Here is a 21,514-nt window from a genome sequence, read left to right as displayed (position 1 = left end):
ATGAGCATTTTAATTAATCATAAATCAGGCGAAAACGTAAGTGTTAGCTGCTTTGGCGAAGTGCTGTGGGATTGTTTTGATTCAGGTAAACGCCTAGGTGGCGCGCCACTTAATATGTGTGTGCGTATTAACTCACTAGGCATTAAAGCCGATATGATCAGCGCTGTTGGCAACGACGAGTTAGGCGCTGAGCTACTAGGCGAAATTACTAGCAAAGGCGTAAGCTGCGAATACATTGCTATTAATAGTGACAAAAAAACTAGTACGGTTGAGGTAACGCTCGACAGTGGTGGCTCAGCAAGTTATGAAATAGTGGCAGACACTGCGTGGGATAATATAGCGCTTACTGATGAGTTACTTAGTAAAGTTAAAAGTAGCGATGTATTTGTATTTGGCAGCCTAATTGGGCGAAGCGAAGCGTCTTTAGCAACATTAAATCAACTAGTTGATGTAGCAAACTTTAAAGTATTTGATGTGAACCTACGTGCACCGCATTACAAGCTAGAAACACTTGTAGATTTAATGAATAAAGCAGACTTTATTAAATTAAACGATGAAGAGCTATACGAAATAGCAAAAGCGATGGGTTGTAAGTTTCATTCGCTTGAACAAAATTTAGCATTTATAGCACAGCAAACAAATACCGATTACTTATGTGTAACCAAAGGTAGCCACGGTGCTTTATTAACAATCAAAGGCGAGAATTTTTATAATTCAGGTTATTTAATTAGCGTAATTGACACTGTTGGCGCAGGGGATTCATTTTTAGGTTCGTTAATTTATCAGCTTTGTAGCAACGACGACGCGCAATATGCCGTTGACTTTGCATGTGCCGTTGGAGCAATGGTCGCCGAAAGTTCTGGCGCAACACCTACTTTAACGCATCAACAAATTAGTGAGTTTATGAACCCACTTTAAAAAACATTGTGTGTGAAAGCGGTTATAACGTAAAAGTTTAACCGCTTTTTTTGTGCCCAAAATAAGACGTGTGTAATAAACATTCAATGTGGAGCGTTAAGTGTGCAGGTTGCGTAAATAGTGGCTTATATCGATTATTGTATTAGCTAAACGTCTTATTGTTTGAGGGTTGAAGCTTTGTTATTGTTCGTCGATTATTCACGGATTGAAAAGGCGGGGCGACACACAATGCGCTCTATAACTAAAATACAAAAAGAGAAACGTGCTTTATGATCATCTTTTTTATCTGCCTCACTATTTTAATACTGGGCTATAAGTTTTACAGCCCATTTGTTGAAAAACAAGCCGGTTTGGATTCAACTGCTGACACACCACAAAAACGCTTTAGCGAAGGTGTTGATTACGTAGCTATTCACCCTGTACGAGCATTTTTAATTCAGTTTTTAAACATTGCTGGCGTAGGTCCAATATTTGGCCCAATTTTAGGCGCTTTATACGGACCAGTTGCACTAGTATGGATTGTACTTGGTAATGTTTTAGGTGGCGCTGTACACGACTTCTTCTCAGGTGTAATGAGTATAAAAGAAGACGGTAAAAGCCTACCAGAAATCGCAGGCCATTATTACAACGTCGTATTTAAAGGCTTTATGCTTGTATTTACTGCCATGCTACTGTTTTTTGTAGGTGTAGTATTTATTATGAGCCCTGCAGGTTTGCTAAGTAACCTTGATTTCTTTGAAGGTACAATACTGGCAAATAATACCTTTTGGGTACTCGCTATTTTAGCGTATTACTTTTTAGCTACCTTGCTACCAATTGATAAAATCATTACTAAGTTTTACCCAATTTTTGGTGCGCTAATGATTGTAATGACAGTGGCAATTGCTATTTCATTACTTATTAATGCGCCGCACTTACCGGTACCAAGTGACTTTTTAGCTTACTTTGAAGCTGACCACGCACATGACTTTTTAGAGCCAAACCCAGATGGATTACCAACATGGCCATTGTTATTTATAACAATTACCTGTGGTGCTATTAGTGGTTTTCACTCTACTCAAGCGCCAATTATTGCGCGTTGTTTAACTAACGAAAAATACGTACGTCCAGTTTATTACGGCGCTATGATGTGTGAAGGTATTGTAGGTTGTGTATGGGCACTTGCTGGTATTGCAGCGTTCCCAGATGGTTACGCGGGCTTAAAAGCGTTGCTTGACCAAGGTGGTCCAGGTTTAGTTGTTAATCATGTAGCTAACAGTTACTTAGGTGTATTTGGCGGTATAATGGCAATTATTGCAGTAGCCGTTTTCCCAATTACTTCTGGTGATACAGCGTTCCGCTCATTACGTTTAACAGTTGTTGATGCGTTTAATATTCCGCAAAGTTTACGTAACCGTTTATTAGTAGCGGTGCCTATACTTACTATTGCGTACTTTATGACGAAACTCGATTTCTCATTAATTTGGCGCTACTTTGCATTTTCAAACATGCTGCTTTCTACAAGCGTATTATGGCTTGCCACTAAGTACTTGTTTGACCGTGGTACATTCCATTGGATTGCGAGTGTTCCTGCTGTTATAGCAACTGCGGTAACGGTTTCTTATATTGGTACTGCCGCAATTGGTCTTAACTTATCAAGTGATTTAGGTAAACCTATTGGTGCTGTAGTAACAGTGATTGGCTTAATTGTTTTAGCTATTGTGCACTCTAAGCATAAAGTTAAACCAACAGCGGTTTAATAATCACATAAGTTATTTCAAGCATTAAAAAAGCGAGCTATTCATAATGAATAGCTCGCTTTGTTTGTGTACTAAATTTAGGTATTACTGAGTTGCAAGTTCAAAGTAACTGTTATCGTCGAGCGTTTTGCTTATCATCATAGCGCCCTCAAGCAAGCTCACTGTTTGAATAGCCGCTTTAGTAGGGTTGAGTTCACCATTAGCTAAATGCGCAGCGCTAAGCCATGTTAAATTTTGATTAAAAAAGCGTTTTACTTCAAGGCGTACTTTATCTGGAAGGCTATCGCTTTCGGCTCCTAGCAAACCACATAAACACATTTTACGATCGGTTACTAATGCACTTCTAAAAAGCTGAGTGTACACATCAATAGGATTTTTACCGCTTGCTTTAAGCTCGTTTGGCTCGCCTAACGCAGCTAAAAAAGAATTAGTATATTGATGAGCAAGCTCAGCACCTAAATCGGCCTTAGTCGGAAAGTGATAGTGCACACTGGCGCTCTTAATTCCAACTTCGCTTGCGAGCTCTCTAAAACTAAAATTACTGTATCCGCCAAGGCGCACCTTGTTTTCAGCTGCTTTTAATAACGCTTCTTTTTTACTCACTTTTAATATTTTCCTATCTGCAGTAATACCAATTTTATTAAAACATGATCATTGTATCGCATTAAACAACTCACTAACTGCGTTAAAAATTATTCATATAGAATAACTAGATGTCATAATTTTCGCCTTGTTGTTATTGCGCTATTTTCTTAGCGCAATAATAGATCACTTATTTAATGCAATTGGTATAGCAAAATTATCGACCAGTAGGTAGTTATTTACAAGCGTTTTTATTTTTAAGCAACCCCCTAATTTTATTATGAATTAAGTTAAATCCTATAAATCAGAAAAATTTAAACGTTGACTTAAATTTAGTTTAATATTATAAATTACCTATCGGTAGGTAGGTTACTGCCATTAATTCACTTTTAAACAATAAAGATAGAGATTGCTATGAAAATTTATGATGTAGAAAACTTTCCAAACCCACTTCGTGTTCGTATCGCTTTAGCTGAAAAAAATGCCACTGCAAATGTTGAGTTTGTACCTGTTGATTTATTAAATGGTGAGCACAGAACAGAAGCCTTCTTAGCTAAAAATCCATTAGCAGGTGTGCCCATATTAGAGCTAGATGACGGCACGTTTATATCAGAAAGTACCGCTATTACTGAGTATATTGATACCGCATTTGAAGGCCCATCTTTAATGGGTGGAACCGCAAAAGAGCGTGCAGTAATTAACATGATGCAAAAGCGCGCAGAATCTATGGTACTTGACGCTGTGGCAACTTACTTTCATCATGCAACTGATGGCTTAGGTCCAGAGCTTGAAACGTATCAAAATGTGGCTTGGGGTGAAAAACAAGGCGAAAAAGCACGCCAAGGGTTTAGCTATTTTAATGATGTACTAGCGCAATCGGTGTTTGTTGCTGGTGAACAATTTAGTATTGCTGATATTACATTGTATGCTGGGCTGGTATTTGCTGGATTTGCACAAATAGCAATCCCGAATGAGTTAACCCATTTAGTTGCATGGCAAGAAAAAGTAGCAAAACGCCCAAGTGTTGCGGCTTAATTAGGTTATTAGTTTAAAATTTAAGTGGAGTTACGGTTAGGAGCCAAATATGAAAATTGCTGCCGATTTTAGTAAACGAGTTGTTGTACATAGCGAAACGCTACCGTGGGTTGCATCGCCAATGGCGGGTGTTGATAGACGAGCACTGGACCGTGTGGGCGACGAAGTTGCTCGCGCAACGACTATTGTTCGTTATGCACCTGGCAGTGAATTTTCGCCGCATGTTCATACAGGCGGTGAAGAGTTTGTTGTGCTTGAAGGGGTATTTCAAGATGAACATGGTGACTTTGTGGCAGGTTCTTATATCCGTAACCCACCGCAATCAAAGCACAAACCGGGGTCTGAAAATGGCTGCGTTATATTTGTAAAGTTATGGCAGTTTCAGCCAGATGATCGAACCCACGTGCGTTTGCAAACAGACTTGATGCAAAGTACGGCGCACCCTAGTTTTAAAAATGTAGCTGTAACTCCTTTGTACAAAGACGACTTTGAAGACGTAAGCTTGTTGCACTTTAAGCCCAACGCCAGCATGGTTATAAACGCAAAAGGTGGAGCAGAACTGCTAGTACTTGAAGGTTCATTTGATGAGCAAGCCGATACCTTTGTAAAAAACAGTTGGTTAAGAGTGCCTATTAATAGCTCCATTAACGTTAAGGCGGGAAGTAATGGCGCAAAAGTATGGCTTAAAACGGGCCATTTAACTGATGTAGAAAACCAGATATCTCGCGTACAAAATGCGTAAATCAGTCGTTTATTTGAGATTATTTATTGATTTAGTTCAGGACTAATTAATTTTAGAAGGTGTACTTTTACCGCTCAGCCTATTTAAGGAGAGCAGTAATGGTACACACAACACATGGTTTATCGATTGGTCTTGAACGTGCAGGAAGAGAGTTTTTTTTAAAACTTAAAGCCGTTGGTACGCTTACTCACGACGACTACAAAATAATTACCCCAATGATAAACTCAGCTCTAGGCGAAGTTAAGCATCCAGTCGTGAACGCCTTAATAGATGGTAGCGAACTTGAAGGTTGGGAACTACGCGCAGCGTGGGATGACTTAAAGTTAGGTGTTAAGCACTCTAAAGAATTTAAAAAAGTAGCTATTTACGGTAATAAAGAGTGGCAAGCTCGAATGGCAAAAATAGGTAACTGGTTCATATCGGGTGAGGTTCAATACTTTGAAAATGCTACCGCAGCCATAGATTGGCTAGACGAATAGCCTGGTTTAAAAACTTAAATTAAAGCACTCTTATAGAGTGCTTTTTTGCTCTATGGGTAACGTTATTAAGTAGTTACATTCGCTTTATTTCAATTGTTAATACTGCTCTATTAAAATACACTCATTATTATTGAGCAAATTACATATTATAAAAACAATGAAACAAGTACTTACCTTTATTACATTCCTGATATTTTCTACATCAATACATGCAAAAGATAACAACATATTCACGCCGGTGAGCGATCTTTTTTTGGCTGTTTCTAACGTTGACCACACGCAAATGCGTGCAGCCGTTGATGATTCATTTTTACTTTTAGAACACGGTGAAGTGTGGACTATTAATGACTTTATAAATGTTGTTAAGCCTTCTGACTTTATAAGAACTAATTATTTTAGTGTTATAAATTCGCGTGTAGTGGGTGATGTTGCATTTATTAATTACTGGAATAAAGCCAATATTAAAAACACCGAAAGAAGTATTGATATTTATTGGTTAGAAAGTGCCGTTGTATCAAAAGTGGGCGACAAATGGTTGTTATCGCAAATGCACTCTACTCGGTTACCCCAAGATGAAATACCAAAAGGTGTCACTTTTATAAAGCAATAGATATAACTCTAACTTAAAGCCCCGTAATATGGGCTTTAATCATTTAAATTACATCAGCCAGCACAGGTAATGCCGGAAATGCCCCTTTAGCTAAACACGCTTTAGAGCCACATTTAAGAGCAAAGTGCAGGGCGCCTTTTACGCTCGCTTTATCATTTAGTTTATCTGCTAGTGGTAAATCACTTCCTAAGTTATTTAAGTAGTATAAAACCCCCGCTATAAATGCATCACCCGCGCTTGTTGTATCTACGGCGTTTATTTTTGGTGCCGATTCGTTAAGTATAAATGCGCTGTGGTAAACCTTGGCAGGCTCTGGTCCATCGGTTAAAAACACCAGTTTTACTCCGGTATTTAATAGCATTTGAATGTATTTTTCACCGTTTGTATCGCTATGCTGGGCTAAAAAATTAAGCTCATCACGCGAGAGTTTTACTATGTCACAATAGGTGTAACAAGCTTTTACATTGCTTGCTATATCGTTTGTGTTTTCCCACAAGCTGTAGCGTAAATTTACATCAAAACTGACGAGCTTATTATTCGCTTTTGCAAGTTTTAGCGCTTTAACCGTTGTGTTGGCAATTGCTGATTCGGTTAATGTGTTTGAACAAAAGTGTAGTGTGCTTATTTCTTGCCAATTTATATGCGCTAAATGCGCCTGGGTTAATAGTACATCGGCTGTATTATGGCGATAAAAGCCAAAACTACGCTCGCCGGTTTCATCAAGGCTTACTATAACCATGGCGGTTTGTGAGCCTGCAATGGTAAATAAATAGTCTGTATTTACATTGTATTGCGCTAATGCATTACTTAATTGATTGGCAAAATGATCGTCCCCTCTACCACCACAAAATGCAGCTTCACCTCCGAGTTTTGCATAGCCAACAGCTACATTGGCAGGTGCGCCACCTGGTATAGGTAAATAGGCCGAGTTATTAGCATCTTGTGGCAGCATATCAATTAATAGCTCGCCTAAGCACAGAAGTTTGGTCATTTGGAATATCCTAAAAAGCCTAGCAAGGCTAGGCTAAAAACGTGAAGGGTGTTATTTATTCATACTTTAAAAGGCGCTACAGTGATTACTCACCGCAGCGTAATACACACATTTAGTTAAAAGCGTATTTTAAAGTTACCGACGTTGTGCGGCCGTTAATAGTACGGGCACGAATAATATTGTTTTCAGGTACTGAGCCTTCTTCTGCTTCAGTGATACCTACTGTATCAAATAGGTTATTCACATTAAGCGCAATATTAAGGTTTTCAGATAAGTCATAGCTTACAAAGCCATTTACCTGTGTGTAGCCGTCAAATTGTAGATCGTTATTATCTTGAGCGTATGCATCGGTAGTACCAATGAAACTTACCCCTGCAGCGCCTTTTTCATAGCTGTAACGTGCCATTAATGAGTAAATTAAATCGGCTTGACGACGTGGCGTATTACCTACCACATCTGGGTTAAGCGCATCTTTTGCTATTTCTGCATCGGTCCAGGTTAAATTACCGCGAAAATCCCATGCATCAATAAAGTAAGTAGATTCTATTTCAATCCCTTTTGCTTCGTATTCACGGTCAAAAAATGTTTGTGATGTTGCTTCAAAATTTTGCTCTTCAGTTTCGGCAAAAAACGCAGTAGCAAACACTGATAATGAATCAAAGCGCTTTTTAACACCAAACTCAAATTGGTTCACTTCATCAACAGCGTCTTCTTTTGCAACAGAGCCGTCGGCGCGTACTTTACCAAATAAAAGACGGTCAGCATTTGCGCGCCCACCTTTACTTATGCGTGCAAACGTAGCAAGGCTTGGATCAATTTGATAATTAGCACCAATTGAATAAGAAGAATAGTTCCAGTCGTAATTTACTGGACTGGCGTTGGCAATATCAATACCTGCAACGTTTTGCTCAGGGATTGATATTTCACCGTCGCGGTTCATATCTACAGTTGATGTTACAGCACCTGCATAGTTACCGCGAGCTTCGCCACTGTCGTAACGGGCACTTGCATCAATGCTTACGTCGCCTAATTTAGTAGAGAATGCAACGTATGGTGCACGCGTGTCGTACTCTGTGTCGTAATCGCGTTGGCAACAGTTTCCCCAGTAAGGTGTGCCATATGCATATAAACCATTTTCTGAAAATTCAGTACCGTCAGCTGCAGTAACATTTAATAATGCTGCATTGTCGCCTTTAAGCTCCATAAGGTATGAATTCCATAACCACGACATAGCAATGTTTTGAGTTGACGCGTAATAACCAAAGGTAATGCTGGTATCATCATCAAACGATTTAGTTAGTTTAAAGTCGTTAACTAGCGAATCGAAGTCGTTCATTGTTACGTCAAACGTATGAATTCGCATAGCGAGGTCGTCGTTAAATGCAGCGCCCGTGTTTGCGTTACTGAGTGTTGCGCCTACACCACCAATACTCTGTGCAATAGATGATGCGCTGCCAACCTCAGCAGGAATAAGCGAGTTAAAGTTGCCGCTTATTGATGATTTACGAAAACGGTTTTCGATACGCCAATCGTTATCTAAATCAAATACAGCTTCAAAACCAACAGAGTCAACCTTTGGATTCATACCATCGCGGATATCGCCGCTACTGATTTGGTTTTCACCATTTAAACGTACTGTTTTAGTAAATAACGCTGAGTGAGGTGTGTCTGATTGTGCATCAAAGCCAGCAATAGAGTCACCATTTGAGTACATTGGCATAGGAAGGTAGCCAACACTCTTATCGTCTAAGTGTTTGTAATAAAGGCGCACGTAACCGTTGTCGAAATCTTTAGTAAGGTTAGCTTTTATTTGGCCACCTTTATTAGACGTGTAACCTGTTTCGCGCGGGCCTTCGCCTTGTCGAACAAAACCACCAACATGAAAACGCACGCTATCGGTTAAGTAAGTGCCGTATTCGAAGTCTGTACGAACGCTGTCGTAATCTAAGCCAAGTGTTGTAGACACACTGCCAGATTCGTTTTCGCCATTTTTAGAGATAAAGTTAATAATGCCACCAGGTGCATTACTTGCTGCAGTAGATGCTGAGCCACCACGAATCGATTCGATAGTTTGCACAGTGTTATCTAATCGCATAAAAATATCTGAATTACCAAAAGCGATATCACCGTATTGCAGTACAGGTAAACCATCTTCTTGTAATTGTAAAAATTTTGCACCGCCCGAAGCAACTGGCAGGCCACGAACAGCAATATTTGCATTGCCTTCGCCACCTGTAGATTCTGCACGAATACCAGGGATTATTCTAAAAGCCTCGGCTGTTGAGCGAGGAGTAGACACCTGAACTTGTTCAAGTGATACGCTACTAACTGATACGCTTGAAGCCATGATTGTTGTTCGACGTGGTACGCCGGTTACAACTATTGTTTCAAGACCTTTGTTTTGTGATGCTTCAGGTGTTGCTTGGTCTGTTTCTTGTGCGTTAACGCCTTGACTTACGGCAAGTGCTAAAGCGCTGATTAAATATAAAGGTGTATTGTGTGTTGTCATGTGAACGCCTCGTTGTGTTGAACCCAGTAGGATTTGTTGTTTTTACTTAATCGATTAAGTAAAAATAACAAATATTTTACAATAAGCCAATCATTTTGTGTTTAATTTGCTCTTTTATTATTCATGTATTGATTTTAAAAGTGTTTTTTTATTGTATTGAGATACAAGTTTATTAAGCTGTTGGGTTACTTTCTTGTAAAGCACTCATTGATGGGTCGCGTAAATAATTGAACAACATAGCTATAAATAAAATCACGGCAAACCCTGTGGCTAAGTAAAAGCCATAGCGCACATGGCCAAAGTAATCGCTGATCATACCCATAAATAAAGGAGCTAAAGCAGCTGATAATGCGGTAAAAAATAATATAACGCCGGCTACGGCTCCATGGCGCTCTGCAGGAAAACACGAGATACCTTTAGAGTTTAAAGTTGGATAAACCATAGACATAAATAAACCTGAAAGAGGTAGTAACCCTACAGCCCAGTCAACGCCACCAATAAGTGTACCCACATAACAAAGCGCAATGCCTAAGCTTAAATAAGCCATAACACCTTGCCAGCTATAACGATTTAGTAACCATACGGCAATAAAACGACCTGCAGCACGTAGTATAAAAAATATAGTAAGTGCATAAGTGGCAAGGAGCGGCCAAGAGCCTGTGTAGTCCTTTAATAGCGTTGGCATCCATACATAAATAGCCACTTCAGTCGCTACATAAAGTGCAATAGCTAAAGAAAAGCCAAGTGCATAAGGGTTTTTTACCATTTTCAGGGTGGTGGCCAAAGAGGCTGGCTTTTCAGTTGTTTTAACTACGTCAGGGTAGTCTGCGCGCCATGCTAATAAAGCAAGAATTAAACACATTACGCCCGCAATAATATACAGGTATGTCCAACTTACGTTTTGCACTAATAAAACACCAACTAGGGCAGGGCCTACAATAGCGCCAATGCCAAAAAAGCCCTCAACCTTGTTCATGGTTTTAGTATGGTCGTCGTTACTATGTGAAATATCGCCAAGCAATGCCAGTGCGCCGGTTTTAAATAAACCAATGGCCAAGCCTATGCAGCAAAGCAATACTAAAAAGAAGGTAAAACTGGTGCTAAATGCAAATAAAAAACAACTCGCAGAAAATATTAATAGACCTAGCATAATGGTTTTTTTACGGCCAAGGCTGTCAGCTAAAAAGCCTAAAAATAACCCACTAAAGGCTATTAATGCCATGGGAGCGTAATGAAATGCACTAGCTTGAGTCATGCTCAAACCGAAATCTTTTATAAGTTCGGGGATTATCATGCCGACTGCGTCAGAGGTCATGGCAAACATAAAAAACATCATGTATGTAAGCCAACGTATTTGTTGCAGTGGGTCGCTGCTTACGTGTGTGTGTGATTTTGTCATGTGTTTATTCCTCGTTAAATTCTCTATTAACACTTCGTAAGTCAGTCAGTTGCTTACTGTAGTATTACGTGAGCCACGAAATTTGTATGTAAAATTATTAAAAATTACTTGTAAATTCTTACTCGCTAGTTAAAGATATATCTTAATCGATTAAGTTTCAACATGGTAATCACATAATGATGAAGAATAAAGTTCAATTGATCACATATGCTGATCGAATCACTGGCCAAAATATAGGCGCGCTAACCACACTTTTAAACGGCCCTTTAAAAGGCGTATTTGGTGGTGTGCACTTATTGCCATTTTACAATCCTATTGATGGCAGCGATGCTGGCTTTGACCCTATTGATCATAGTGAAGTTGATTCTAGAATAGGCACTTGGGAAGACATACAAGTATTAGGTAAAGATCTCGACTTAATGGCTGACCTAATTGTTAACCATGTATCGGCGCAGTCTTTTCAGTTTCAAGATGTATTAGCTAAAGGTAAGGCATCAGAATTTTGGGATTTGTTTTTAACCAAAGAAGATGTTTTTCCCGGTGGTATGAGCGAAGCTGAGCAAAAAGCAATTTACCGCCCGCGTCCTGGCAGTTGCTTTACCTCAATGAAATGTGGTGATGGTAAAACCTATGATTTTTGGACCACATTTACCGACAATCAAATCGATATAAATGTAAAAGTAGAAGCCGGTGTTGCGTATTTAAGTAACGTACTTACTAAATTTTCGGCTAACAATGTAAATATTATTCGTTTAGATGCGGCGGGTTACGCCATTAAGCAAGCGGGTACTAACTGCTTTATGCTTGATGAAACGTTTGGCTACCTAGATAACTTATCTAAGCAGGCAAACGATTTAGGCATGGAAACCATTGCAGAAATTCATAGTCATTATCAAACTCAGGTAGAAGTGGCAAAACGCGTAAATATGGTTTACGACTTTGCGTTACCACCGCTTATTTTACACAGCTTATTTAACAACGATGTAGATGCACTGCTCAAATGGTTACAAATTTCGCCACGTAATTGCTTAACCGTACTTGATACACACGACGGTATTGGCATTATTGACGCAGGTCCAATGGGCGACAAACCAGGGCTATTAAATGCACAGCAGATTGATAACCTAGTAGAAACAATGCACGCCAACAGCAACAACCAAAGCCGCCAAGCTACGGGCGCTGCGGCGAGTAATGTCGACTTATATCAAGTTAACTGTACCTACTACAACGCATTAGGTGCTAAAGACTTTGATTACTTACTGTCGCGTGCAATTCAATTTTTTGCACCAGGTGTACCACAAGTATATTACGGCGGCTTATTTGCTTGCGAAAACGACATGGAATTACTGACAAATACAAATGTAGGCCGTGATATTAACCGCCCATATTTAGATGCAAATATAATCGACAAGGCCTTAAATAAGCCTGTAGTAAAAGGTTTAATTGAATTAATTAAAATTCGCAATTCACACCCTGCATTTGCAGGTGAATTTAGCGCCCAAGGTGAAGGCAGTATGTGTTGTTTATCGTGGCAACTAGATGAGCAAACTATTTCACTTACTGTTGATTTTAAATTACGCCATGCACTTATTACGCAAGTAAACGGTGATGAAGAAACAACGATTAACTTAAATTCATTTTTAGCTTAATGTTAAAAGAGTAATTTACAAACGTCATGTAAAGCAAAAGCCAAGCTACTTAAGCTTGGCTTTTTAACACATAAAACTATTACAAGGTTTGTAAGCTAACTACTCGCACCAATCTCTAATTCGTAACTGACTTCCTGAGTTTTTTCTTCTTTAGAAATAAATAATTCAGCGGCTATAACGCCTTTTTCTTGGCTGTTTTGATGAATAGTGGTGAGGCGAGGTACAAACCGGGCTGCTTCATCAATACCATCAAAGCCCACAATACGCAGTTCTTCACCTATTTTTATGCCTTGTTTTATTGCTTCTCGCATTGTGGCAAGGGCAATTAAATCACTCATACAAATAATAACGTTAGGGCGAGGGGAGGCACTTAAAACCTCTTTAGCAGCAATAATTGCAAAACGCTCGCTACTTTCAGGAATGTTCCAAATGCGATCGTCAGCCACCGTAATATTTGCCTCGCTTAAAGCGCGTTGATAACCACGTAAACGTTGATGCGAAATAGATTGTCCGGTTTCAAATTCGTGATGCTCATACACGCGGCATAATACGTTTTCATCAAGTAACCTAAGCCCTAATATAGCCACTTTATCGCTTTGATTATGTAGTACGTGTTTAGCAATTTCGTAACTTGCTTGCTCGTTATTAATATTTACAGAGGCATTGCGAGCAATATCAAAATCAATTGTCACTACATGTTTAGACACTGTTTTTAACTGCTCAACTAACGCGTTATTACGAGGGCGGCCATAACAAATAAAGCCATCTACAAAGTCGACCACGTTGTTAAGGTTATCGCTATTACCTGAAAACAATAAAACATTAATGCCATTTTTTTCAAGCACCGAGGTCACACCGCGCATAAAGCTACTAGCCACCGGGTCCGACACCATGTATTCCACACTATCGGGCAGCACTAAAGCGACAATATTAAATGTGCCATTACGCAACGATTGCGCGGCCTTATTAGGCCCGTAATAGCCCAAAGTTTTACACGCTGCGAGAATATCGTCTCGGCGTTTAGCCGATAGCTGATCAGGGCGGTTAAACGCATTAGATACTGTCGCGTTAGAAACACCTAACTCTTTAGCAATACTTTTTAGGGTCCAGCGGGTTTGCTTACTCATACCAATTCTTTACTCAATACTCATGTTAATAAACTAACATATTCAGGGCGTTAGCAAAGGGTAAATTTGCAAAATAGTTTTCATTGTTGGTGATTACACTTAAACTAAAAAGCCGAACTGCTTTAAAGCTATGCTAATACAGTGCTATATGATTTAAATAACATTATTAATTTTTGCGACACTTGGCTGATTGACGATTTTTAATTGGGGCGCTAACTTCTTCTATAATTTGTGTCTTCGCTTCTTTTATTAGGACATTATATAGGCTAAATAAGTAATTGCTAAATTAGGCTATGTATATCCACACACAGCCTAATATCACCTACAAGTCTCTTAAAGCTTGCTGAATAGGGGTTTTAAGTAATTTAACTAAAGGCGACAACGTTGCAGTTACACACAATATTAGTGTGGTTAAAAGTGCGATGAATAATGCAAGTAAGTCAAAGCCAAGTAAAGTTGATCCAATCAATTTATAAAAAATAAAACACGTAATGAGAGCCAATATAAAAGCAAAGAGTATTTGTTTGCAGCGATTAAAAACGATAAAACCGTCAGTAGCCCCTATAGCTAACAATACACAAATAGATTGTTTATCTAGCCTAAGTTGCGCGAGTACTTGATACCATAAGCCACTAAAGATCCCTGCAAGAATGATCAGTGTAATTATTAATCCAAACCAAAGTAAATCAGTTGATTGTTGATCAAATTTGGCCAAAATATCTGCTAATGTTGCTGCTTTATGGATATTAATATTTGAGGCTTGTTCGCTTAACCAACGATTAAAGTCACTGTTGTTACTAAGTGCGTCAATGTTGCTTGATAGAATTGAAAAATTTTTTAACACTTCCTCATCATATATATTCAAGGGTAAGTATAAAGTGGGCATAATGCTTTGCCTGCGCCCCCAATGAGGGATATCCTCACTGATCCCAATAATTGTGAGTTGCTGGTTTTCTAAACCGTAACTAATCGTCGTGCCAATGAGTGAACTCAGCTCTTGCGTACTACTTAAATGCTTAGCAAGGGCGTGGTTGATGATCACACCATTTTGCCAATTAGCTAATTGTTTCCCTTGTACATTCACATCAAGTAAATCAAAAAAATGGCTACTTACATAGCTTGTTTTGATATCCATAGCTTCCTTTGCACCTTGCCCAGCAAGCGTATACTGTTGTAATTTTTCAAAAGGGGATGACAAAATTACTGCTTGCGGGTCTACTTGCTGTACCTTATTTAAGGCTTGGCGCCAAGAAATCGCAAAGTGTCCAGAGTCTACACTTACCTGAGCAACAGATAAGTTAATATTGCTGTGTTTATATTTTTGCCACTGAGAGAGAGCAACATTACTCAGCGCATAGGTGGCTGTTAGAGCAACGCTTAATTGAATGACTAAAATTCCTCCGGCTAACGCCTTTTGAAACAACGACACCCGAGTATTTGCCATACGAGTAAACAATGATCCCTTGAGCAAATTTACAAGGGGTATGAGTGAACATAAAATTACGCTCATAGTTATCATTGCGATTGCACTGATAAAACTTACACTATCTACAGACAAGTATTTATCAGTAAATAATAATTGGTAGCTGGTACTGCTAGTTATTAACTGACTAAGCAAGTATAAACTTAATACACTAAGCAAACTTATTACCACGATTTTCAGACATGAAAAAAGGAGCGCAGGTCGAATAAAGTCGTTCGATTGTGCGCCTAACAACTGTAAGGTTTTATACTCATCGGCAAACACAATTGCTTTACTGCTGGAAATTGAAAATAAACTAAATGTTAAAATAAAAAATAGCGTAACAATTAAACCTAATAATAATTGCCATAGTAGTACCATATGCTGATACGACTTAGGGTCAAAATTTATGCCCGAAAAAATAACTAGCGGCAATGGTGATTTACCAAAAGACATACCTTTAACACTTAAATCTATACTCTCCAATTGTTTTTTTGTTTGTTCAGGATCAAAAGACATTTTTGCAGAGAACACGCCATAATATAAAGGTGCAGCTTGTAAAAATCGGTCTACCATTGAGTCATTGGTAAAAGGAGTGGAATAGCGCAAAATATCTTCTGGTAGCCATACATCGACATGATTAACTCCCACATTATTATATTTTTTATTTAAAACACCAAGAATTTGTATACCTCGCTCAAGGCGTTTATAGGAAAGTATTTTTCCTTTAATATTGGCATCACTTTTGAGTGTTTCTCGCCAAAACTTTTCAGTGATCCACGCACCAGACACTTTGTTATTTTTTAGCACGTCAATCGCTAAATTGTCGGCCATATTGGGTGAAAAAATAGCACTTCTGACGTTGCTTAACTTTGCGTTATCAATCGAAAAGTTGAATTCTTTAAACACGAGCCATGATACATCTTCAACCATTGGTAGTGTTTTTAGCTGATCAAGCGCTTGTTTACTAACTGCACTTAAACGGTTATCTTCGCTCAACCTGCCTAGGGTATACAAAGGCTTATTTGTATTGGTCCAGCTTGGGTTTTCATAAAAAAGCATGCTGCCTAAGCGCAACGCGATACTTAAGAGGGCGGCGGTTAAAGCAAATCCAAGTAATAATATAGCCAGTTTTAAATATTGCCCACGCCAACGTCGCCATTGTGTCAACAGCTCAAAGCCTAGATTACTTACCATCATAATCTATCCGCCCATCTAAAATTCTGATCCGGCGCTTGCAGCGTTGTGCAACGCTTTCATCGTGTGTAACGACTATGAGTGTGCTGCCTTTATCACATAGCGTCTGTAATAACGCAATTACTTCATCACCCGTAGCTTGATCAAGGTTTCCCGTCGGTTCATCCGCTAATATCAGCGCAGGTTTATTTACCAGAGCCCTTGCAATGGCAACACGTTGCTGTTGGCCACCCGAAAGCTTATCTGGCGTGGTGGCGTGTTTGTCTAGTAACCCCACATCATTAAGCGCCTCTTTTGCACGGTCAATGTACTCACTAGATTTTATGGCTTTATTAAAGCGCATAGGCTGCACTACATTCTCCAGCACTGTCATACTGGCTATTAAATTAAAGTTTTGAAATATCCAGCCTATGTGGGCATTGCGCACCAAACTCTTTTGTTTACGGGTCAACGCTGTAATGTTTTCACTACGCAGTAAATAGTCACCAGCCGTTGGTTCATCGAGTAAACCAATAATAGATAATAGAGTTGACTTACCACTACCAGAAGGGCCCAAAATGGCGATTGATTCACCATCATTAATTGTTAAATTAATGTCTTCCAATACAGGCTTGGCATTGGCTGAAAATGACTTTGATACTTGCTCTAACGTAATTAACTGCTCCACTGTGCGCTCCTTAGCTGGGGTTGTTGTTTTTATTGTTATACCTATTTTTATTTTTACATCGCTTTTATAATTCAGTTAAATCATTTGGAAGTGTGCTTAATACTAAATCCCCTTCATTTAACCCAGCTAAAATTTCAATATATTGCTCACCCTGTAAGCCTATTGTTACTTCTTTAGCAAAAATTTCTCCCTCTTCGTATATATATACATTTTGTGTTAGTTGGCGAGGGTTTAAATAAATGGGTTTGGCGATACGTAATGCGTTTGCTTTGTCTGCTACTAATACGTTGGCAGCAATAGATAAGTTACTGATTGCAGATGTAGGTACTTGCTGTATAAATGCAGCTTCTAGTTTTATTTGATTCGCCTCAATACTTGGAAACACCCGCACAACTTTTGCGTTATATAAAGTGCCTTTAATTTCAACCTTCACAGGCATGCCTATTTTTATAGTATCAGCTGCGCTTGCGGGGGCGAGTAATTCGGCATAAAGGCTATTTTTATCTGATAGTTTAGCCAGTACCGTTCCTTTACTCACGGCTTGCCCAACATCAATTTCATCAAGCAACTCTGTTAAAATACCACCTTGTGAGGTTTTTATTTCAAGATTTTGTACATCGCTGTATGTGAGGGCGAGCTGTTGTTTTTCAGATTCAAGGGTTAGGTCTAATGCTTTTTCCTCATACTCACGCGCCGTTAAAAAAGCTTTTTCACTGCGTTTTGTTAAATCTAATTTTAAGCGAATTTGTTCAAGCCGCGTTTTAGCTTTTAAAAAATCAAGCTCACTTAGTAGCTGCTGTTTATGTAATACATCTAAAGTGGCAATTTCTTGCTCTGCAAATTTTAGTTCGCTTTGCGCCATAGCAACGTCGTTAGCCAGTTGCGTTGCTTCGCGCTGTAATTTAGCTAGTGCTGATACATGCATTGCTTGTGCTTTTTGCCAGTTTAATTTTGCTATATCGTATTGGCGTAATAACTGCGGGTTAGATAACGTAAGTACAACGGTATTGCTGGCTAAATGACTACCCGGCAGCACATTTAATTGGCTTACATGGCCATCAATTTGTGCCACTAAACTACTTGACACGCGGGGTTTTAACCGACCAAACACGGCAACTTGCTGCTGTACTGCACCTTTTTCTACCGCTGAATATTTGATTTCGTAAGCTTTATCACTAAATAATACCGTCAGCACAAGCCAAATTGTTGCCACTAATAACAATACACCCAAAGCAAACAGTAAAACAGTTCGCGATTTTATTAAGTTAGAATCTTGCTTTGGAATAGTTAACATTTATTGCCCTTTTAGCTACTAAGCACGCATGGCGCTAAAAAATTAAACACTATTGCGGGTTGAATCCTATTAATGGGATCTCAATTAAATACCACGGGATAGTTGCATGCTTTTTCAGAGTAAGTGCAGCACTTTTTCGTCGTTTGATGGCTTTTATTAATGAGTCTGTAAAAGCCCCTCCTTCGGAATATAAGTAACTGCCATCTTTTGCAGTGGGTGTATCAAAGTATAAATACACATAATGTGTGTTTGTAGGTACTTGTATATTTGTAAAAGCGAGAAACTCTTCACGGGTGATATTAACGTTGAGTTGCTCACTGTTTAAGATACTTTTTAAATCAGGGGCGATTTTAATTGCCTCTTCATAGCTGAGCCAATGCTCGCTTTCAATATCAAAAATATAGCCTGTTTGGTAGTATGCATCGCCGCCTGCGTTTAAAAAAAACTGTTCAAAGGTATCAAAGCGCTTGGTAGTGCCGAGTTGCCACTGTTCTACTTTATTGGCTTTATCAGTAAAGCTTTTCATTTCTTCAGTGATCTGTATCTCGGCAAAGCTACTCATATGGGTAAAAAGTAATGCAGAGAAAGCGTGTTTTAGAAGGTGTTTTATCATTTTAATCTCCATTTAAAATGCAAACCCTAAATTGGGTACTTTCTATACTATCTAATGGTTTTTATTTTGTAAATAAAATGTTTGTTTTTTAAAGTTAAACTAGACACTTATCATAAACCTTGCTTTTTTAGTCTAAATAAAAGCCACTCAAACACCCGTAATCCCTTCCAAAATGCCAATTAAAACAACATTAAACTCTTTTTTATATGCTGAGTAAAAGTACAGCAATAGATTGAACCAAAATAGGAACTCAGCTATGGTTTGTTTATTAATAAAAAATAAAAAACGAGTTAATTTATAGGCTCGTTACGTTCACAGAGAGTATGATGAAAAATCTAACTATTGGCTGGTTAATACTACTTCTTCTAATGAGAGGAGTTAAGTTGACTCAGGAACAAATTGTAGACGGGGAGCTAAATGGTCTAACTATAGTTTCATCAGCGATTTATCTTTGTTTAGTAGCCGTTGCCATTTACGGCATAGTGTCTAGAAAGAATATTGGCTACTTTTCTACTTTGAGCATACTAGGCTTGCTTAGTTTTGGTAGCGTGTTCGGCTTAATCTCATTGATACATACCCTGAACTATCCAGATTTCCTCGAGGAGTCTTTGTTCTGGATTATTTTAATTCAGGGTGTTGTTAGTTTTGTATTTTTTTGTGGTTGGGTTAAACACGGCAGGTTTCAAGTTGCCAAAACATAACAACTCGCCGTGAGGTGGGTAACTAGTAAAATTTAGCTATTGAAAACTTTAAAATGGTGCGCCTTTGAGCGGTATTAAATAAAACACGCATCTTAAATTATATATACCACAACATTTAAACGGATTTTTATGACTATAAAAACAAAAATAACCAATCATGTATTGCTCTGCGCTTTATTACTATCACCAGTTATAAATGCTGCACAAGAACCCATTCTACCTACTACACTTGAGCAGTGGCGCAGCATAACAGAGCGCGATATTAACGCGGCTTATAGTATTACTGCACAAAATCACCCCGGTATGTTTGATGTTAATAACCCAACTTTCCCTGATTTATTAAAACAAGCAAAAGCAGAGGCGCTTACATTGTCGGCTCAAGCGAGTGGGCCGCAGGTTCATGTTGCGGCAATTGCTCGTTTTAGTACTGTTTTACAAGATGGCCATGCTGGCGCGTTTTCAAGCGTAGAGAGACCCGCGCGCCGCTGGCCAGGCTTTAGTGCTGTTTGGCGAGGTGATGCGCTAAAAGTGTATTACAGCGAAACCAAAAGTATTAGCAAAGGTGACGTTGTAAGCCAATGTGATGGGCAAAGCACTGATACCTTAATGCGCAAGAGAATATTTAAGTTTCATGGTGAAGTTGCACAACCTGGGCATTGGTGGCAGCAAGGTTGGCGGTTACTAATTGACGAGGGTAATCCATTTTTAACTCCCCTAAAAGAATGCGAATTTGTTAAAGCCAATGGTGATACCTATACACAAGCACTAAATTGGTCAGTAAAGCCTAAGTCAGCAAGTAAGCATTTAGAAAATGCTTATAACGGTGATGAACTCTCCATTGATTTAACGTGGCCTGAAAAAAACATTGGTTGGATTGCTATGCCTAGCTTTTCATCAACCGATAAACAAACTGCTGCCTACAATAAAGTGTTTGAAAAAATACAACAGCAACGTAGCAAGTTACTTACTGCAAAAGCCGTGGTATTAGATTTGCGCCATAACCAAGGTGGCTCATCTTATTGGAGCTCACAAATAGCAAAAGGATTATGGGGCCAAAAAGTAGTAGAGCAAAAAGCAAATAATACTTCTCAAAACACGCAAGTGTGGTGGAGAGCTTCAAAAGATAATACTGACTATGTAGAGTCTTTATTTAGCGTTGTAAAAGATCAACCCGAAGTACTGAAAACTCTTAAAACCGTCGCTGCTGGCATGGCTCTATCACTTGAAAATGATGCCCCGTTTTATGTAGAAGAAAAGACTAATACGCTAAATAACATACCACATACACCTTTAGTGAGTGACTTTAAAACTAAGGTGTTTGTTATAGTGCCGCCGCAATGTGCGAGTGCTTGTTTAGATGCACTTGATAAGTTTAAGCTTTTTGAAAATACAACGTTATTTGGTGCACCAAGTAGTGCTGATTCTATGTATATGGAGGTACGTTTAGCTGATTTACCTTCAGGCTTAGGCAAAGTTATTGTACCTAACAAAGTATACGTAAACAGAGCGCGAGGGGCAGGGGCTTACTACAAGCCAGATATTGCGTATAACGGCATTGATTGGACAACCAATCGGCTGCTTGAGCAGATTAAAAAATACTAGGGTTTGTAAATAATTACCTACTTTAGAATTAAGTAGCTTAGAAGTTGGAATAACATGAAATCAGATAAATTTTTTAAATGGGTATGGAATCTTAATGGGCTGGTTTTATTTAGTGGACTTATAATTGCTATATTGTTTGTTTTTTATCAACTTGCTTCTGTCATTTTTAAAGATCAAATTCTCGTAAAACAAACAACA

The 21,514-nt window shown here is 38.8% G+C and carries 18 protein-coding genes; 9 read left to right on the top strand and 9 right to left on the bottom strand.

Going from position 1 to position 21,514, the window contains the following annotated elements; translation table 11 throughout:
- A complete protein-coding gene (locus CXF76_RS05600; protein ID WP_007584308.1) occupies positions 1–918 on the top strand; it encodes a carbohydrate kinase family protein in 918 nt (305 codons plus the stop codon).
- A 269-nt stretch (positions 919–1,187) separates the two neighbouring features.
- A complete protein-coding gene (locus tag CXF76_RS05595; protein ID WP_010553606.1) occupies positions 1,188–2,657 on the top strand; it encodes a carbon starvation CstA family protein in 1,470 nt (489 codons plus the stop codon).
- A gap of 84 nt (positions 2,658–2,741) precedes the next feature.
- Here the strand turns inward: CXF76_RS05595 and CXF76_RS05590 are convergent, their stop codons facing one another.
- The gene (locus CXF76_RS05590; RefSeq protein ID WP_101163235.1) at positions 2,742–3,260 is read right to left on the bottom strand and encodes a TetR/AcrR family transcriptional regulator; all 519 of its coding nucleotides are present in this window, start codon (positions 3,258–3,260) and stop codon (positions 2,742–2,744) included.
- Between the two features lie 393 nt (positions 3,261–3,653).
- On the opposite strand from CXF76_RS05590, the gene CXF76_RS05585 reads away from it, so the two are divergent.
- The 4 genes from CXF76_RS05585 (at position 3,654) to CXF76_RS05570 (ending at position 6,105) form a co-directional block, all read left to right on the top strand.
- The gene (locus CXF76_RS05585) at positions 3,654–4,274 is read left to right on the top strand and encodes a glutathione S-transferase family protein (RefSeq protein WP_101163234.1); all 621 of its coding nucleotides are present in this window, start codon (positions 3,654–3,656) and stop codon (positions 4,272–4,274) included.
- Positions 4,275–4,323: 49 nt separating this feature from the next.
- Complete coding sequence (locus CXF76_RS05580) at positions 4,324–5,016, top strand: cupin domain-containing protein (RefSeq protein WP_101163233.1); 693 nt, start codon at positions 4,324–4,326, stop codon at positions 5,014–5,016.
- Positions 5,017–5,114: 98 nt separating this feature from the next.
- Positions 5,115–5,495 carry an STAS/SEC14 domain-containing protein gene (locus CXF76_RS05575; protein ID WP_002960091.1) on the top strand — a complete coding sequence of 127 codons (381 nt, stop codon included), beginning with the start codon at positions 5,115–5,117 and terminating at the stop codon, positions 5,493–5,495.
- Positions 5,496–5,652: 157 nt separating this feature from the next.
- A complete protein-coding gene (locus CXF76_RS05570) occupies positions 5,653–6,105 on the top strand; it encodes a nuclear transport factor 2 family protein (RefSeq protein ID WP_007584284.1) in 453 nt (150 codons plus the stop codon).
- A gap of 43 nt (positions 6,106–6,148) precedes the next feature.
- Here CXF76_RS05570 and CXF76_RS05565 read toward each other — a convergent pair whose 3' ends face one another.
- From CXF76_RS05565 to CXF76_RS05555, 3 genes are all read right to left on the bottom strand, one after another.
- Entirely contained in the window at positions 6,149–7,096 is a 948-nt protein-coding gene (locus CXF76_RS05565; RefSeq protein ID WP_101163232.1) for a carbohydrate kinase family protein, read from the bottom strand.
- Between the two features lie 112 nt (positions 7,097–7,208).
- Positions 7,209–9,605, bottom strand: coding sequence for a TonB-dependent siderophore receptor (locus tag CXF76_RS05560; protein WP_101163231.1), 2,397 nt, complete (start codon positions 9,603–9,605; stop codon positions 7,209–7,211).
- A 172-nt stretch (positions 9,606–9,777) separates the two neighbouring features.
- Complete coding sequence (locus tag CXF76_RS05555; protein ID WP_024591931.1) at positions 9,778–11,004, bottom strand: MFS transporter; 1,227 nt, start codon at positions 11,002–11,004, stop codon at positions 9,778–9,780.
- Between the two features lie 176 nt (positions 11,005–11,180).
- Between CXF76_RS05555 and gtfA the strand changes: the two genes are divergently transcribed.
- Complete coding sequence (gene gtfA, locus CXF76_RS05550) at positions 11,181–12,653, top strand: sucrose phosphorylase (protein ID WP_101163230.1); 1,473 nt, start codon at positions 11,181–11,183, stop codon at positions 12,651–12,653.
- 95 nt (positions 12,654–12,748) lie between these two features.
- On the opposite strand, the gene CXF76_RS05545 is transcribed toward gtfA, so the two are convergent.
- From CXF76_RS05545 to CXF76_RS05525, 5 genes are all read right to left on the bottom strand, one after another.
- A complete protein-coding gene (locus CXF76_RS05545) occupies positions 12,749–13,780 on the bottom strand; it encodes a LacI family DNA-binding transcriptional regulator (RefSeq protein WP_101163229.1) in 1,032 nt (343 codons plus the stop codon).
- A 322-nt stretch (positions 13,781–14,102) separates the two neighbouring features.
- Positions 14,103–16,442 carry an ABC transporter permease gene (locus CXF76_RS05540; protein WP_101163228.1) on the bottom strand — a complete coding sequence of 780 codons (2,340 nt, stop codon included), beginning with the start codon at positions 16,440–16,442 and terminating at the stop codon, positions 14,103–14,105.
- Positions 16,429–17,106: an ABC transporter ATP-binding protein gene (locus CXF76_RS05535; protein ID WP_024591920.1), complete on the bottom strand. Its 678-nt coding sequence runs from the start codon at positions 17,104–17,106 to the stop codon at positions 16,429–16,431. Before CXF76_RS05535 ends, CXF76_RS05540 begins: the two co-directional genes overlap by 14 nt.
- 64 nt (positions 17,107–17,170) lie before the next feature.
- On the bottom strand, positions 17,171–18,400 hold the full coding sequence (locus CXF76_RS05530; protein ID WP_024591919.1) for an efflux RND transporter periplasmic adaptor subunit: 1,230 nt from the start codon (positions 18,398–18,400) through the stop codon (positions 17,171–17,173).
- A 49-nt stretch (positions 18,401–18,449) separates the two neighbouring features.
- Positions 18,450–19,013 (bottom strand): hypothetical protein, encoded by a 564-nt coding sequence (locus tag CXF76_RS05525; RefSeq protein WP_101163227.1) that lies wholly within the window; start codon positions 19,011–19,013, stop codon positions 18,450–18,452.
- 383 nt (positions 19,014–19,396) lie between these two features.
- Between CXF76_RS05525 and CXF76_RS05520 the strand changes: the two genes are divergently transcribed.
- Positions 19,397–19,714 (top strand): hypothetical protein, encoded by a 318-nt coding sequence (locus CXF76_RS05520; protein WP_157823341.1) that lies wholly within the window; start codon positions 19,397–19,399, stop codon positions 19,712–19,714.
- 129 nt (positions 19,715–19,843) lie between these two features.
- Positions 19,844–21,316, top strand: a complete 1,473-nt coding sequence (locus tag CXF76_RS05515; RefSeq protein ID WP_101163225.1) for a S41 family peptidase — start codon at positions 19,844–19,846, stop codon at positions 21,314–21,316.
- Positions 21,317–21,514 lie beyond the last annotated feature (198 nt).

The sequence above is a fragment of the Pseudoalteromonas sp. 78C3 genome (assembly GCF_002836695.1).
GTDB lineage: Bacteria > Pseudomonadota > Gammaproteobacteria > Enterobacterales > Alteromonadaceae > Pseudoalteromonas > Pseudoalteromonas arctica.
The sequence above is the reverse complement of the archived record's forward strand: the minus strand, read 5'-3'. Positions and strand labels throughout refer to the sequence as shown.

Excerpts from the sequence above, each read along its gene's own strand:
- CXF76_RS05600 (WP_007584308.1), top strand. The coding sequence starts at position 1 with ATGAGCATTTTAATTAATCATAAATCAGGCGAAAACGTAAGTGTTAGC.
- CXF76_RS05595 (WP_010553606.1), top strand. The coding sequence starts at position 1,188 with ATGATCATCTTTTTTATCTGCCTCACTATTTTAATACTGGGCTATAAG.
- CXF76_RS05585 (WP_101163234.1), top strand. The coding sequence starts at position 3,654 with ATGAAAATTTATGATGTAGAAAACTTTCCAAACCCACTTCGTGTTCGT.
- CXF76_RS05580 (WP_101163233.1), top strand. The coding sequence starts at position 4,324 with ATGAAAATTGCTGCCGATTTTAGTAAACGAGTTGTTGTACATAGCGAA.
- CXF76_RS05575 (WP_002960091.1), top strand. The coding sequence starts at position 5,115 with ATGGTACACACAACACATGGTTTATCGATTGGTCTTGAACGTGCAGGA.
- CXF76_RS05570 (WP_007584284.1), top strand. The coding sequence starts at position 5,653 with ATGAAACAAGTACTTACCTTTATTACATTCCTGATATTTTCTACATCA.
- CXF76_RS05565 (WP_101163232.1), bottom strand. The coding sequence starts at position 7,096 with ATGACCAAACTTCTGTGCTTAGGCGAGCTATTAATTGATATGCTGCCA.
- CXF76_RS05560 (WP_101163231.1), bottom strand. The coding sequence starts at position 9,605 with ATGACAACACACAATACACCTTTATATTTAATCAGCGCTTTAGCACTT.
- CXF76_RS05555 (WP_024591931.1), bottom strand. The coding sequence starts at position 11,004 with ATGACAAAATCACACACACACGTAAGCAGCGACCCACTGCAACAAATA.
- gtfA (WP_101163230.1), top strand. The coding sequence starts at position 11,181 with ATGATGAAGAATAAAGTTCAATTGATCACATATGCTGATCGAATCACT.
- CXF76_RS05545 (WP_101163229.1), bottom strand. The coding sequence starts at position 13,780 with ATGAGTAAGCAAACCCGCTGGACCCTAAAAAGTATTGCTAAAGAGTTA.
- CXF76_RS05540 (WP_101163228.1), bottom strand. The coding sequence starts at position 16,442 with ATGATGGTAAGTAATCTAGGCTTTGAGCTGTTGACACAATGGCGACGT.
- CXF76_RS05530 (WP_024591919.1), bottom strand. The coding sequence starts at position 18,400 with ATGTTAACTATTCCAAAGCAAGATTCTAACTTAATAAAATCGCGAACT.
- CXF76_RS05525 (WP_101163227.1), bottom strand. The coding sequence starts at position 19,013 with ATGATAAAACACCTTCTAAAACACGCTTTCTCTGCATTACTTTTTACC.
- CXF76_RS05515 (WP_101163225.1), top strand. The coding sequence starts at position 19,844 with ATGACTATAAAAACAAAAATAACCAATCATGTATTGCTCTGCGCTTTA.